Origin of the sequence: Streptomyces beihaiensis, from assembly GCF_026274175.1 — a bacterium.
Lineage (GTDB): Bacteria > Actinomycetota > Actinomycetes > Streptomycetales > Streptomycetaceae > Streptomyces > Streptomyces beihaiensis.
On record NZ_JAPHNL010000284.1, the window covers coordinates 1 to 13,509 of the forward strand.

A 13,509-nucleotide genomic window follows, 5' to 3' on the forward strand; every position below is an offset into this window, starting at 1 on the left:
GCCGGTGCCGACCGCCCGGGCGCGGTCGTGCCGGGCGCGGGCGCGACGGTGTCCTCGGCCACGGGGGCGGCGGCGCCGAAGCCCGGGGGCGCGGTCTCCGCCTGGCTCGGCAGATGCGTGTCCATGGCCAGGAACAACGCGTCGGCCGGGCCGGTCCGCAGCGCGGCCGTCTCGTGGAGGCGGGCGAGGGCCGGCCGGTCGCCGCCGCGCCATATGTCCGCGTACGTCTTCAGGTACGTGGGAGTCGGTGTCGTGCGGCGCGGCGGAGGCGGGGTGACCCGGCCGAAGAGGCGGACTCCGTGGCCCAGGCCGAGGCCGCCGGTGCCGACGTGCTGCCAGGCTTCCGCGTCGGTGACCAGGTCGACGACGACCGTCGTGGTGTGGGGGCGGCGCAGGGCCAGTTCGCCGGTGAGCCAGTGCCAGGGCAGCGCCGTGTAGCGCAGGGTCGCCTGGGTGGTGCGGGCCAGGGCGAAGTGCAACAGGTGCTGGCGGTGGTCGAGGTGGAGCTGTCCGGCGACGTAGACGTACAGCGGTCCGGGCAGCGCCGCCGCCGTGCGCAGTCGGGTCAGGACGGCCTGCGGATCGAGCGGGTCGGCGAGTTCGACGACCGTCGCCGCCGAGGTGCCGGTGAGGGCGCTCGGCGGGACGGCGGCGAGCGCGGGCAGCACGGCGGCAGCGTCGACGAGGCACCCCTTGCCGGCGGGGGCGGCCGCGAGAAGCAGCGCGGTACCCGGCTCGGTGGAGGGCGTCCCGGTGGTGACTTGCGCGGTGATCACCCCAGCACCGTAACCGCAATCGGCCACCGGGGACGCCCCCTCGACCCCAACTGGTCCCGTTACAGACCGATTTAACCGGCTTGCGCCCGGTGGCCGCCCCGGCGGGCCGGGGCCCTTCGGCCGCCACGTCCGGGGAGCCTCGGTGTGCGCGGGGGCCGCGAGGGGCCGAAGCTGTGAGGCATGGACGCAGATGTAGAGGGTTATCCGCAAGTCGTGGTGCACGCCGGGCAGCCCGGCGGGCGCCGGGTCACGATCCGCGGCGAGGACGCGGGGCTCGCCAGGTCCTTCGACGACGTCGTGGAGTTCCTGCGCCGCGCGGGCCTCGATGACGCGCCGCTCGACGATCCGGAGTTCGTGGAGTGGCGCGGCGGCGGGAGCGCGATCTGGCCGGCGCAGGTGCCGGACACATACCACGACGAGGAGACGTTCGGCGACGGCCGGTGACCGCGGGACCGGCAGACTGGCGGCATGAACACTCCCCCGTCCGTCAGGACCCGCGCCGGTGCCGACCTCTCCGCCTGCACCACTGTTCTGGCCGCCGTGCACCGCCGGGACGGCTACCCGGTGAACTGGCCCGCCGATCCGGCCTCTTGGCTGTGCCCCGAGGGGCAGGTGGCGGCTTGGGTGGCCGTCGCCGGGAGCGCTGTCGTCGGACATGTGACTCTCGCACGTCCGGTGCCCGGCGATGTCGCGCCGGGCCTCGCCGGACCAAAGGCCGCCGTGGCGGTCGTGGGCCGCCTCTTCGTCGCCCCGACGGCGCGCGGCCGCGGCACGGGTGCGGCACTGCTCGAACGGGCCACGCGCGCGGCGCGCCGCCGCGGCCTGCGGGCCGTGCTCGACGTCGTGGCCCGCGACACCGCGGCCGTGGCCGTGTACGAACGGCTCGGCTGGGAGCCTCTCGGTTCGGGCAGTCAGGCGTGGGGGCCGAACCAGTGGGTCGAGGTTCGGTGCTTCGCCGCGCCGGTCTGATCACACCCGTGGCCGGCGACCCCGTTCTGCGCGGACCACGAGGCCGTACCGGCTCGCCGCGCGCCCGCCCTCGGATCCGACTAGCCTGAGTGGTCGATATGCCATGGATTGCCCGATCCGGCCGTCGCGCCGGGCGGGCAGCGCCACGACCGACCACGGAGCGGGGTCCCCGATGCGCCCTCGACACGCCCTTGCCGTCGCGGCCGCCGCGTTCTGCCTGGCCGCCCTCGCAGCTCCGGTCGGCGCGGCCGCCGAGCCCGTCTCGGCGCCGCGGTGCGCGGAGAAGGACCTGACGCTGCGGGCCGCGCCGTCCGACGACACCGACGGCAGCGGCACCATCAAGCTGAGCGTGCGCAACGACTCCTCCCGCGCCTGCCTCGTCGACCGCGTCCCGACGGTCACGTACGGGGATCTGGACGGCGCGGCGCTGCCGGTTCCGGCTTCTCCGCACAGGGCGCGGACGCTCGCCGCGCACACCACGGCCTACGCGGAGGTCCGCTCGCTCACCGCGTCCGACGGCGCCGAGAAGCAGGCGCCCACCGTCATGTACGTGACGGTGGCCGCCGCCCCCGACCAGCAGGGGCACCGCTTCCAGGTCCTCGACCTGGGCGCGCCCGCCGGGCTGCCGGTATGGGAACCGGTCACCACCCTGTGGCAGACGTCCCCGTCCCGCGCCGACCGGGTGCTCCACCAGCAGGCGACTCAGGGCGTCATGGCGGTGTGAGCGGGCGCCGGGCGCGCCGCGCCCTCCGGATGGCGCGCGCCTTTGCCGGGGGCCTGCGCCCCGTCAGTACGCCGCGGTGAAGCGGGTGCGGTGGTGCTTGGGCCTCTCCGCCTCGTCGAGGAGGGCCACGGCGAGGTCCTCCATCGAGATCGCCGACACCCCGTCACCGTCCACGACCAGCTCGTCCGCCCCGAGCCGGTAGCCCCCGGTCCGCTCCCCCGGTTCGAGCAGCGCCGCCGGGCTCAGGTAGGCCCAGTCGACGTCGTGCCCGGTGGTGCGGCAGACGGCGAGCTGGTCGTTGCAGGCCAGCGCGATCGGCCGCAGGGCGGCGGGGAAACCGGCCTCCTCGACCACCGTGAGGCCGCCCGCGCCCGGAACGGTGAGGCTCGCGGCGCCACCGACGAGCAGCAGCCGCACCCCAGTGGCATGCAGCCCGGCGAGCAACGAGCCGGCGACCGCGGCCAGTTCGGGCTCCCGACCGGGAGCGGGTCTGGTCGCGGAGATGACCACGTCCTGCCCTGCCGCGAGCCGTGCCACCGCTCGCGGGTCGGCGGCGTCGCCGGTGCGGATCCGTACCCCCTCGGGCAGCGCGGCCGCTCGGGCGGGGTCACGCACGACGGCGGTGACCTCGTGGCCGCGCCGCAGCGCCTCGGCGACGGTCCGCGAGCCGACCGCGCCCCGGGCCCCGTACACGGTGATGTTCATCTGTTCTCTCCTCGTACGCATGATTGTCTCCTACGCCTGCCGGTCGGGCCGGGCGCGCCGTGCGACGGCCCGTTCCCTGAGCCACACGGCGATCGCCCCGGCCGACAGGGCGGCGCCGAGGGCGCACACGCCCTTCCAGGAAGCCGCGGCCCACACCACCGAGGCGAGGGCGGAACCGAGGGCGCCGCCGAGGAAGAACGTCGTCATGAAGGCCGAGTTGACGCGGCTGCGTGCCTCGGGACGCAGCGCGTACACCACGCTCTGGCTGCTGTTGAGCACCGCCTGCTGGCCCACGTTCAAGGCGACGACGCCGACCGCGAGCCAGGCCAGTGACCGTTCTCCCGCGAGCAGCGTCAGCCACCCGGCGCACAGCAGGGCCACCGCCCCGCCGGTCACCTTCTGCACATGTCCCCGGTCCGTGAGCCGCGCGGCGAACGTCATCGCCACCACGCCCACGGCGCCGACCAGACCGAACAGGCCGATCGCGGGCGGCGCCCAGCGGTACGTCGGGCCCGCCAACAGGAACGTGAGCGCGACGAGTTGGACGCTGTAGGAGGCGAGGCCGAGTCCGGCGAGCAGGGCGCGGCGGTGCAGCACCGGCTCCGCGCGCAGCAGGCAGAGCGTGGAGGCGATCAGCGCCGGGTAGCGCAGGTCGGCGGTGACCGGCAGGCGTGGCATCCGGCGGTGCAGCGCCAGGGCGGCGACCGCCATGAGGACGGCGAGGACCCAGTACGCGGTGCGCCACCCGGCGAGTCCGGCCAGGGCGCCGGCGGCGGTGCGGGCGAGCAGTCCGCCGAGCAGGATCCCGGACATGACGGTGGCGACGGCCGTGCCGCGGGTCTCGGCGGTGGCGAGCGCGGCGGTGTGTGCGACGACGACCTGGGCGCCCACGGAGGTGAGGGCGGTCAGGACGGTGCTCGCCAGCAGCACGGGCCCGCTCGGCGCGAGGGCGGAGACGGTCAGGAAGAGGGTGGTGGCGGCGAACAGGGTCACCGCGAGCCGGCGGCGGTCCATGACGTCGCCCAGCGGCACGAGCAGCAACAGGCCGAGCGCGTACCCGGCTTGCGCCGAGGTGACGACGAGACCGGAGAGAACGCTGCCCAGGTGCAGCTCCCGGGAGATGAGGTCGAGCAGCGGCTGCGCGACATAGTTGCCCGCGCAGGACAGCCCGGTGGCCACCGCCAGCAGGAGCAGCAGCGCGCGCCGGGGTCCCGCTCGGCCGTCGGTGTTCGGGTGGGTCGCGTGCGCGGGGACATCCGCTCGGGGGTCGGCCCGGAGCGCGTTCGGCTGGGTCATGGGTCTCAGCCTGCGGCCGCGACCATTCATGAGTCCAACACATCCTTGTCATCTCAACGATCGCGTATCACGATGGATCGCATGGAGTTGCAGCAACTGCGCTATGTCGTCGCCGTCGCCGAGACGGGCGGGTTCACGAGGGCCGCCGAGCGGTGCCTCGTGGTGCAGTCGGCACTCAGCCACCAGGTCGCCAAGCTGGAGAAGGAGTTGGGGGCGCGGTTGTTCGAGCGGACCAGCAGGCGGGTGCGGCTGACCGCGGCGGGCGAGGCGTTCCTGCCCGCGGCCCGGCAGGCGCTCGATGCGGCGGAGCGGGCGCGCGCCGAGGTGGCGGCGGCGACCGGCGAGATTCGCGGCCGGCTGACCATCGGCGCGATCGCCACGGTGACGGCGGTGGACGTGCCGCGGCTCATGAGCGGCTACTACGCCGCGTATCCGCGGGTGACGATGAGGCTGCTCGACGGTGCCAGCGAGACGCTGGCCGCGTCGGTGCGGGAGGGAACGGTGGATCTGGCGTTCCTCGGGGTACCGCCGTCGTTCCCCACCCACGAACCGGCCCTCGGCAGCCGGACACTGGTGGTGGACCGCCATGTGGCGGTCGTACCGCCGGGGCACCCGCTGGCGCTCCGGGCCCGTGGCACGCCGATTCCGCTGTCGCGGCTCGTGGACGAGGCGTTCGTGGACTTTCCGGCGGGGCTCGCCGCGCGGGCGCAGACCGACGAGGCGTTCGCGGCGGCGGGGCTGCGCCGCGAGGTGCCGTTCGAGGCCAAGGGGCTCGACGTCATCGCCGAGTTGGTGCGGTGTGGCCTGGGCGTCGCGCTGCTGCCCTCGCGCCTCGTTCCCCGGCTTCCCGGGCTCGCCGTGGTGGCGCTGCGTGGCGGGCCGGTCCGCGAGGAGCGGCTCGTCTGGAGCCGTGAGCGGCACTCACCGGCCGCCGCCGCGTTCCTGGAGACGGTGGCGCGGGACCCGGCCGAGGCCCACCTCCCGGGGACGTAGGGCGCGAGCGCAAGCCGCCTGCAATTCTTACGCTAATCTTGCGTTCCATGACGCGCAGACTTGCTCAGGTGGCGAAGAAGGTCGGGGTCAGCGAGGCCACGGTCAGCCGAGTCCTCAACAACAAGCCGGGCGTGTCGGAGGCGACTCGCCAGTCGGTGCTGACGGCGCTCGACGTGCTCGGCTACGAGCGGCCCACGCAGCTGCGCGGCGAACGGGCGCGGCTCGTCGGCCTGGTCCTGCCCGAGCTGCAGAACCCGATCTTCCCCGCGTTCGCCGAGGTGATCGGCGGGGCGCTCGCCCAGCAGGGGCTCACACCGGTGCTGTGCACGCAGACCAAGGGCGGTGTCTCCGAGGCGGACTACGTGGAGTTGCTGCTGCAGCAGCAGGTGTCCGGCGTGGTGTTCGCGGGCGGCCTCTTCGCCCAGCAGGACGCCGGGCACGCCCACTACCAGCTGCTCGCCGACCGCAAGGTTCCGGTCGTGCTCGTCAACGCGGCGATCGAGCGGCTCGGCTTCCCGTGCGTGGCGTGCGACGACGCGGTCGCTGTCGAACAGGCGTGGCGGCACCTGGCGTCCCTGGGCCACCGGCGGATCGGCCTCGTGCTCGGCCCGAAGGACCACGTGCCCTCGCAGCGCAAGCTGACCGCGGCTCGGGCGGTGGCCGCCGCCGCGGGCGGGGAGCTGCCCGACGACGCGGTGGAGCGGGCGATGTTCTCACTGGAGGGCGGGCACGCCGCCGCGGCACGGCTGATCGGCCGGGGCGTCACCGGGATCATCTGCGCGAGCGATCCACTGGCACTGGGCGCCGTCCGTGCCGTGCGCCGCACGGGACGCACCGTGCCGCGCGACGTCTCGGTGGTCGGCTACGACGACTCGGCCTTCATGACCTGTACGGAGCCGCCGCTCACGACGGTGCGGCAGCCGATCGAGGCGATGGGCAGGGCCGCGGTGGAGCTGCTCGTCGCGCAGATCGAGGGCGGCTCCGTGCCGCCGGGCGAGCTGCTCTTCGAGCCGGAACTGGTGGTGCGTGGTTCGACGTCCCAGGCGCCCGCGGTGGACTGACCCGTCGGCGCGTCGCCACTGTTGTCGTGTTGTTGCGCCAGTAGGTCGCCGCCTTGCGCGATGACTTGCGACTCCAGCTCTCCCCCGCGTCGCCGACGTACGGGAAACCCGGCATCGCCCACGCGTTCGACGGTGCGGGTCCGAAAGGCCGTTCGCAAGGACTCGGACATATGCCAGAAGCACCACCGCATCGTGTATGGCCAAATCCCTTACGGGACCGCGCGGCCTGTGCCACAGTCTTTGACGGTCCATCCGTCGGCCTCGGTCCTCCCGTGCCCTGGCCGCGCCCTCATCGGAGTCCGTCATGCCGCCCCATCTCTTCGCGGACCGCCCCGCCGGTCAGCCGCCGGAGCGTGGCACGGTCGACGCACTGATCTCACAGACGCGTCGGCTGCTCGGTGACGTCGATGCCGTGCGCCGTGAATCGGCGACCGACGAGAACGGCCCCGAAGCCCGCTGGCAGCGGGCCCTGTACGAACTGGCGGCCCATCAACTGGGCGATCTCGACCGGCACTTGACTCAACTTCGGGATGGCCCCGAAACAACCCCCGCCGCCCCGGAGGCCACCGCCGCCGACACCGTCGCCCCGGCCCCCGGCTCCCTCCTCAGTCGCGTCGGCAGCGCCGAGTGGAACCTGCTCACCGACGAGGCGAACTGGTCCGGCGAGCTGTACCAGATCCTCGGCCGGGACCCTGCCGCCACCCCCCTCACGCTCGACGAGCTGCCCGATCTGGTGCACGCCGACGACCGGGCGAAGCTCACGGCGATGGTCACCGACTGCCTCATCGAAGGGAAGCCGATCGACGGGGAGTTCCGGATCGTCCGCCCCGACCGCCGGGTGCGCACCGTGCACCTGATGGGCGAACCCGTGCTCGACGCCGACGGCTCGACCGCCTCCATGTGGGCGGTCGTGCGCGATGTCAGCGAACTGCGCCGCAGCCAGCGCACCGTGAGCGAGACCCGTGACTCGCTCCGCCGCCGACGCCACATCGCGCAGACGGAGCACCGGCTCGCGGTCGAGCTGCACGAGGCCGTGCTGCCGCCGTGGCGCGGCTCCCTGCGGCTGCCGCACCACGGGCCGGGCCGCCTCGACGTCGCGGCCCGCTATCTGCCGTGCGCCACCGGCGCGCTGATCGGCGGCGACTGGTACGACGCGCTGCGCCTGCCGGACGGCAAGGTACTGCTGTCGGTCGGCGACCTCACCGGGCACGGCGTCGCCGCGACGTCCGGCGTGGCGACGCTGCTCGGCGCGGTCCGCGGCATGGCCGTGTGCCAGGCGGCGCCCGCCGAGCTGCTCACCCGGCTCGCCGAACTCATCGACTCCTCCGTCCAGCCCGCCCTCGGCAGCGTCCTGTGCTGCCGCTACGACCCGGCGGGCCGCACACTGGCGTGGGCGCAGGCGGGACACCCCGCACCGCTGCTGTTCCGCGGCGGGACGGGGCGTGCGCTCACGCCGCCCGAGGGCGTGCTGCTCGGCGCGACCTCCGGCGCCGTCTACGCGCAGGCACACGAGCAGCTGCACGCGGGCGACCTGCTCCTGCTGCACACCGACGGGCTGACGCCACGGCGCGGCGACGCCACGGAGCGGCTGCTCGCCCTCGCACCACGCCTCGACGAGGCGGGTGACGCGCAGGAGTGCCTGCGTGTGGTGGTCGACGCGTGCGGTGCGGGCGAGCGCGAGGACGACGCCTGCGTGCTCGTCGCCAGGATCAGCTCCTGACGCGTGTCCCGTACGACGTGACGGCGGACGGCATACGGGTGGAAAACAACTACCGGGCCCGGCCGGGCCGCTACACGCTGAACTTCTTCCCGTTGGCCTTGGGCAGCGCCAGCTGGATCTCCTGGCGCAGGTCCTTGATCTTCGGGTAGCCCGCGTAGTGCCCGGTGAGCCGGTACATCTCGCGCAGCCGGTCCCAGGTGCGGTGGGACGAGTTCGCGCCCATCGACGACAGGGCCAGGCGCGCGTACCGGTCCGCCTGTTCGGGGTCGTCGGCGATGAAGCACGCCGACGCGAGCGACAGATGGTCGAAGATCTTCGACCGGTCCCGGCCGCCGACCCGCAGCGCGAGCGCCTGCTTCGCATGACGCTGGGCGATGACGGCGGCACCCGGCTCGTGCTCGGCGAGAGTGCGGTAGGCGAGGGCCTGCATGCCGTGCAGGTCCGCCTCGTCGAACATCTGCATCCAGCTCGGCGGCGGGACGTCGCCCCGGTCGGAGACGAACAGGTCCTCGGCCTGACCGAGGGTGCGGCGCATGGCCTGCCCCTTGCCCATGGATGCCTGCGCCCATGCCTCGATGGTGTGCAGCATCGCCTGGGTACGGGGCAGTACCTCGTCGCCCGAACCGGACTTGGCGAGCTTCATCAGGTCGAGCGCGTCGTCGGGGCGGCCCAGGTGGACCATCTGGCGGGCGGCCCGGGACAGGGCCTCACCGGCGCGTGGCCGGTCGCCGCCCTCCCGTGCGGCGTGCGCGGCGATAATGAAGTACTTCTGGGCCGTGGGTTCCAGGCCGACGTCGTGCGACATCCAGCCCGCGAGGACGGCGAGGTTGGCGGCGACGCCCCACAGGCGCCGCTGCAGATGGTCAGGGTGACGGTAGGCGAGCATCCCGCCGACCTCGTTGAGCTGGCCCACGACCGCCTTGCGTTGCAGCCCGCCGCCGCGGGACGCGTCCCAGGCCCGGAAGACCTCGACGGAGCGCTCCAGTTCCTCGATCTCCTGCGACCCGATGGGGGCCGCCTCGTAGCGGTCGTAGCCGGTGGTGTCGGCATGGGCCACGGAGAGCGGATCGTCGGTCCTGGGAGCGTCGGCCGCAAGGGCCGGGTCGGTGTGCAGCCAGTCGTGCATGGCGCTGCTGAGTGCGGATCCCGCGGCGAGCGCGGCACCCGCGCCCACCAAGCCGCGTCGGTTGAGCATGAGGTCCATTCCCGTGAATTCGGTGAGGACCGCAGCCGTTCGCTCGGGCGCCCACGGCACTCCGTCAGGGCCCTGATGCTCCAGGCCCCCGTCGCCTTGCCGTCTCCCCACACGCCCGCGCCGGACAAGACCGAGGTCCTCGATGGTCACGACACGGCCGAGTCGCTCGGTGAACAGCGCCGCCAGCACCCGGGGCACCGGATCGCGCGGGATCTCTCCCATGTCGATCCACCGCCGTACCCGCGAGGTGTCGGTCGCCAGCTGGGGGTGGCCCATGGCCGCCGCCTGCCGGTTCACGAGTCTCGCGAGTTCGCCCTTGGACCATCCGGCCAGGCCGAACAGGTCGCTCAGGCGGGTGTTGGGTTGTCCGCTCACTTCAAGCCCCCAGGTTCTCGGCTGAAGTTGACAGTAGCCCTCTGTCAGTTGCTGGGCGACTATTCGCCAGGGTTCGCCAGGGTGCGCCAGCTGTTGTGCCTCGGGGCACGGGGTGTCAGGTAGAAGTGCGCCACCCCGGCCCGGTCGCCGCAGGGCATTCCCCAGGGTGTACCGAATCGGCCGGGCCGGGTGGCGCAGGCAACTCATCGGCACACGAAGGGATCTGTCTCACCCATGTACGCAGCATCGTCCTCCGTGTCCGCCCCGCCCCGGCCGCTGCGACCCGCCCGAGGGGCGGCCCCCGCCGGCCCGTACCTCGACCCCGCGCGGACCGCAGGGCCGGCGCTCGCAGGCGCCGCCATGACCCGTCGCGTCCCGGGGCTCGGCACCCAACCGCTCAGCGGGAGACTCGACTTGTCCGGCCCTCAGGGCGCCCAGCTGCGCACGGCGATCGGCTCGGTGCAGCGCATCTGCCCGGATTTTCATCCGGTACAGGTGATGCGCCGCAGTTCACGCTCCGTGCTGATCGTCGGCACGACAGGACGCAGCACAGCGGTGGCGAAGTGTTTACTGGATCCGTCGTCCGTGCGGGCCGAGCGGATCCGGCACGAGATAGCGGCCTACCGGGCGTTCGTCCGGCACCGGCCCCCGGTACGGGTGCCCCGGCTCGTCGCCGCGGACCCGGACAACGGGACGCTGGTGATCGAGCGGATGCCGGGACGGGTGGCGGCACTGCAACGGCATCCGCTCCAGGCGCCGCCGCGGGCGGACATCCGGGCGGCGCTCGGCGCGATCTGCCGGGTCAACCAGTGGCGCCCCCCGGCGGGCACGTTCGACGCGCCGGTGGACTACGCGGAGCGGATCAACCGTTTCCACGACCTGGGGCTGCTGACCGACCGTGACATGGGGGACCTGCAGAAGCTGCTGCACGGCATCGCGCACACGTCCGGGCGCGGCGGCATGGGCCAGTTCTGCCACGGCGACGCGCTGCTCTCGAACGTGCTGCTGTCCCCGACGGGGCCGGTGCTCGTGGACTGGGAGCACGCGGGCTGGTATCTGCCGGGCTACGACCTGGCGACGCTGTGGGCGGTCCTCGGGGACGCGCCGGTGACGCGCCGCCAGATCAGCCAGCTCGCCCAGTCCGGCGGGCCGGCGGCGCGGGACGCGTTCCTGGTCAACCTGATGCTCGTACTGACGCGGGAGATCCGTACGTACGAGACGGCCGTGCAGCGTTCGCTGCGCGAGCAGACCCCGGCGGCACCGGGCACGGCCCACCCGGGTGCTGCGCCGTCCAGCGAGGAGCAGCGGCTGTTGCTGCGCCGCCTGCACGACGACTGCAACATGGCCCGCAAGGCGGTCCGCGCGGCGGTCGGCACTCGCTGACGGGGACGAGGAACCGCGGTGCGACCCGCAGGAGGGGACGCACCGCGGTTCCTTGTTGTCCCGCCGGGCACCGGCCGGCCCGCTCGCCCCCATTGGTCCACGCCTGTGACGCGTCGCAGGCGGCCGCGCCGCCACCGCCAAAACCGGTCGGCACACGCCCGTGAACTCGCCAATTCCTGGGAATTTCCCCTGCTCGACGCATGATTGACGGATCGTCGGCGAGCCGATACCACTGACCCACGATCGGCCCGCACGTACCGCGCAGCATCCCGACACCGTCTCTCCCAGGAGGCACCGTTGCACCGGTCCACGCGTTCGCGTCCCCTCACTCCCAGACGTTCCCGTGCGGCGGCACGGTCGGCGGGCACGCTCGCGGCGGCGGCGCTCGTGCTCCCTCTGCTCGGCGCGGCGCCGCCGGACTCCGCCGCTTCGGGCACGTCGTCGTCCGCGCGTCTCCAGGCGGCGTTCGCCTCGGCGGCGGCCGAGTACCACGTGCCGCCCAGCGTGCTGCTCGGCGTCTCGTATCTGCAGTCGCGGTGGGACGAGCACGGCGGCGCGCCGAGCGTCACCGGCGGCTACGGCCCCATGCATCTGACGGACGCGCGCACCGCTCTCTCCCGGGCCGCGGCGGCGGGCGGCGAGGCGTCGGGCGACCCGCGCGGCGACGACGCCCGCCCCGCCCTCCACCTGTCGCAGCCGGTGCCGACCGACGCGCAACTTCCGGCGCGGCTCAAGACGTTGGTGCGCGCCGCGCGGCTGACGGGCCTGTCCGAACAGGAGCTGCGCAGCGATCCGGCGGCCAATGTGGCCGGCGGCGCGGCGCTGCTCGCGGCCGCTCAAAGGCGTCTCGGCAAGCCGCTGAGCGCCTCGGACGACGACGTCGACGACTGGTACGGGGCGGTCGCCGCGTTCTCCGGCGCCGACGACGAGGCGACCGCGGCGACGTACGCCGACGACGTGTTCTCGGTGATCCGCGGCGGCGAGCGGCGCACCACGGACGCCGGGCAGCGGGTGACGCTCTCGCCCGACCCGGACGCGCGGCCACGGCAGGCGCAGCTCGACAAGCTGGGCCTGCGCGAGGCGGACAGCTCGCAGACGGAGTGCCCGCGCACCGTGTCGTGCGAGTGGGTTCCGGCGCCGTACGAGAAGTACGGGGACAAGGACGGCGACTACGGCAACCACGACGTGGCCGACCGGCCGCGGGACCAGAGCGTCGACTACATCGTCGTGCACGACACCGAGGGCAGCTGGGAGACGACGCTGAACCTGGTCCAGAATCCGAAGTACCTGGGCTGGCACTACACGGTGAGGTCGTCGGACGGGCTGATCGCGCAGTCGATGCACACCAAGGACGTCGGCTGGCACGCCGGCAACTGGTACGTGAACGCGAAGTCGATCGGCATCGAGCACGAGGGTTTCCTGGCGCAGCCGGACTCCTGGTACACGGAGGAGATGTACCGGGCGTCGGCGCGCCTGGTGAAGTACCTGGCGGCCAAGTACGACATCCCGCTGAACCGGCAGCACATCCTCGGGCACGACACGGTGCCGGGCCCCGTGACGTCGACCATCCGGGGCATGCACACCGACCCGGGACCGTACTGGGACTGGGCGCACTACTTCGCCCTCATGGGCCACCCCTTCCACCGCACCGCGGGTCCTGACGGCGGTCTGGTCACCATCGACCCCGAGTACGCCACGAACAGGCCCGCGTTCACGGGCTGCGAGACGGCGGGCGAACCGTGTGCGCCGCACGGGTCGAGCGAGGTACGCCTCTACTCGGCGCCCAGCAAGGACGCGCCGCTCGTCAAGGACATCGGTCTGTACCCGGGCGGCGAGCCTTCCACCACCGGCGTCAACGACATGGCGTCGCGCGCGTCGACGGGCCAGCAGTACGCCGTCGCGGGCCGCGAGGGGAACTGGACGGCGATCTGGTTCCTCGGCGAGAAGGCGTGGTTCCCGAACCCGCCGGGCAAGCCGGTGGCCGTGTCGGCGCGGGGCCTCGTGGTGACGCCGAAGGCGGGAGCGAGCGAGGTGCCGGTGTACGGACGGGCCTACCCGGAGGCCGCCGCGTACCCCAAGGGCGTGCCGGTCCAGTCGGTCTCGCCACTGCCGTACAAGATCCCGGCCGGGCAGCGCTATGTGGTCGGCGAGCGGACGGCCGGTGAGTATTTCTGGGCGACGGCCTTCGACACGTCGACGCACAAGGTGATCAGGGGGCGTGACCTGTACTACGAGATCCAGTTCGCCCACCGCGTCGCCTATGTGCGCGCGGCGGACGTGCGGGTGGAGCCGTCGGTGACGCCCTGATCCGA

General features: G+C 73.4%; 11 protein-coding genes and 1 pseudogene. 8 read left to right on the forward strand and 4 right to left on the reverse strand.

Annotated features, from left to right (window positions below):
- Positions 1–776 (reverse strand): annotated as a pseudogene (locus tag OFY01_RS24335) (hypothetical protein); the annotation flags it as partial.
- Positions 777–956: 180 nt separating this feature from the next.
- Here OFY01_RS24335 and OFY01_RS24340 point away from each other — a divergent pair.
- The 3 genes from OFY01_RS24340 to OFY01_RS24350 all read left to right on the forward strand — a co-directional run bounded on the left by OFY01_RS24340 (position 957) and on the right by OFY01_RS24350 (position 2,469).
- Entirely contained in the window at positions 957–1,220 is a 264-nt protein-coding gene (locus tag OFY01_RS24340) for a hypothetical protein (RefSeq protein WP_266603279.1), read from the forward strand.
- Between the two features lie 24 nt (positions 1,221–1,244).
- Positions 1,245–1,745: a GNAT family N-acetyltransferase gene (locus tag OFY01_RS24345; protein WP_266603281.1), complete on the forward strand. Its 501-nt coding sequence runs from the start codon at positions 1,245–1,247 to the stop codon at positions 1,743–1,745.
- Between the two features lie 172 nt (positions 1,746–1,917).
- Entirely contained in the window at positions 1,918–2,469 is a 552-nt protein-coding gene (locus OFY01_RS24350) for a DUF4232 domain-containing protein (protein WP_266603283.1), read from the forward strand.
- A 63-nt stretch (positions 2,470–2,532) separates the two neighbouring features.
- Here the strand turns inward: OFY01_RS24350 and OFY01_RS24355 are convergent, their stop codons facing one another.
- Both OFY01_RS24355 and OFY01_RS24360 read right to left on the reverse strand, forming a co-directional pair.
- Positions 2,533–3,174 (reverse strand): NAD(P)-dependent oxidoreductase, encoded by a 642-nt coding sequence (locus OFY01_RS24355; protein WP_266603285.1) that lies wholly within the window; start codon positions 3,172–3,174, stop codon positions 2,533–2,535.
- 30 nt (positions 3,175–3,204) lie between these two features.
- Entirely contained in the window at positions 3,205–4,470 is a 1,266-nt protein-coding gene (locus OFY01_RS24360) for an MFS transporter (protein WP_266603287.1), read from the reverse strand.
- Positions 4,471–4,551: 81 nt separating this feature from the next.
- On the opposite strand from OFY01_RS24360, the gene OFY01_RS24365 reads away from it, so the two are divergent.
- The 3 genes from OFY01_RS24365 to OFY01_RS24375 all read left to right on the forward strand — a co-directional run bounded on the left by OFY01_RS24365 (position 4,552) and on the right by OFY01_RS24375 (position 8,244).
- The gene (locus tag OFY01_RS24365) at positions 4,552–5,463 is read left to right on the forward strand and encodes a LysR family transcriptional regulator (RefSeq protein WP_266603289.1); all 912 of its coding nucleotides are present in this window, start codon (positions 4,552–4,554) and stop codon (positions 5,461–5,463) included.
- 47 nt (positions 5,464–5,510) lie between these two features.
- Positions 5,511–6,524: a LacI family DNA-binding transcriptional regulator gene (locus OFY01_RS24370; RefSeq protein WP_266603290.1), complete on the forward strand. Its 1,014-nt coding sequence runs from the start codon at positions 5,511–5,513 to the stop codon at positions 6,522–6,524.
- A gap of 304 nt (positions 6,525–6,828) precedes the next feature.
- Positions 6,829–8,244: a PP2C family protein-serine/threonine phosphatase gene (locus tag OFY01_RS24375; protein ID WP_266603292.1), complete on the forward strand. Its 1,416-nt coding sequence runs from the start codon at positions 6,829–6,831 to the stop codon at positions 8,242–8,244.
- Positions 8,245–8,314: 70 nt separating this feature from the next.
- Here OFY01_RS24375 and OFY01_RS24380 read toward each other — a convergent pair whose 3' ends face one another.
- On the reverse strand, positions 8,315–9,814 hold the full coding sequence (locus tag OFY01_RS24380; RefSeq protein ID WP_266603294.1) for a DNA-binding protein NsdB: 1,500 nt from the start codon (positions 9,812–9,814) through the stop codon (positions 8,315–8,317).
- A gap of 234 nt (positions 9,815–10,048) precedes the next feature.
- Here OFY01_RS24380 and OFY01_RS24385 point away from each other — a divergent pair, with 234 nt between their 5' ends.
- A complete protein-coding gene (locus OFY01_RS24385; protein ID WP_266603296.1) occupies positions 10,049–11,197 on the forward strand; it encodes an aminoglycoside phosphotransferase family protein in 1,149 nt (382 codons plus the stop codon).
- A 297-nt stretch (positions 11,198–11,494) separates the two neighbouring features.
- Positions 11,495–13,504, forward strand: coding sequence for an N-acetylmuramoyl-L-alanine amidase (locus OFY01_RS24390; RefSeq protein ID WP_266603298.1), 2,010 nt, complete (start codon positions 11,495–11,497; stop codon positions 13,502–13,504).
- The last annotated feature ends 5 nt before the right edge of the window (positions 13,505–13,509 follow it).

What these genes read in the sequence shown, in the direction of transcription:
- OFY01_RS24355 (WP_266603285.1), bottom strand. Translation starts at nt 3,174, where the DNA reads ATGAACATCACCGTGTACGGGGCCCGGGGCGCGGTCGGCTCGCGGACC.
- OFY01_RS24375 (WP_266603292.1), top strand. Translation starts at nt 6,829, where the DNA reads ATGCCGCCCCATCTCTTCGCGGACCGCCCCGCCGGTCAGCCGCCGGAG.
- OFY01_RS24360 (WP_266603287.1), bottom strand. Translation starts at nt 4,470, where the DNA reads ATGACCCAGCCGAACGCGCTCCGGGCCGACCCCCGAGCGGATGTCCCC.
- OFY01_RS24370 (WP_266603290.1), top strand. Translation starts at nt 5,511, where the DNA reads ATGACGCGCAGACTTGCTCAGGTGGCGAAGAAGGTCGGGGTCAGCGAG.
- OFY01_RS24345 (WP_266603281.1), top strand. Translation starts at nt 1,245, where the DNA reads ATGAACACTCCCCCGTCCGTCAGGACCCGCGCCGGTGCCGACCTCTCC.
- OFY01_RS24340 (WP_266603279.1), top strand. Translation starts at nt 957, where the DNA reads ATGGACGCAGATGTAGAGGGTTATCCGCAAGTCGTGGTGCACGCCGGG.
- OFY01_RS24385 (WP_266603296.1), top strand. Translation starts at nt 10,049, where the DNA reads ATGTACGCAGCATCGTCCTCCGTGTCCGCCCCGCCCCGGCCGCTGCGA.
- OFY01_RS24365 (WP_266603289.1), top strand. Translation starts at nt 4,552, where the DNA reads ATGGAGTTGCAGCAACTGCGCTATGTCGTCGCCGTCGCCGAGACGGGC.
- OFY01_RS24350 (WP_266603283.1), top strand. Translation starts at nt 1,918, where the DNA reads ATGCGCCCTCGACACGCCCTTGCCGTCGCGGCCGCCGCGTTCTGCCTG.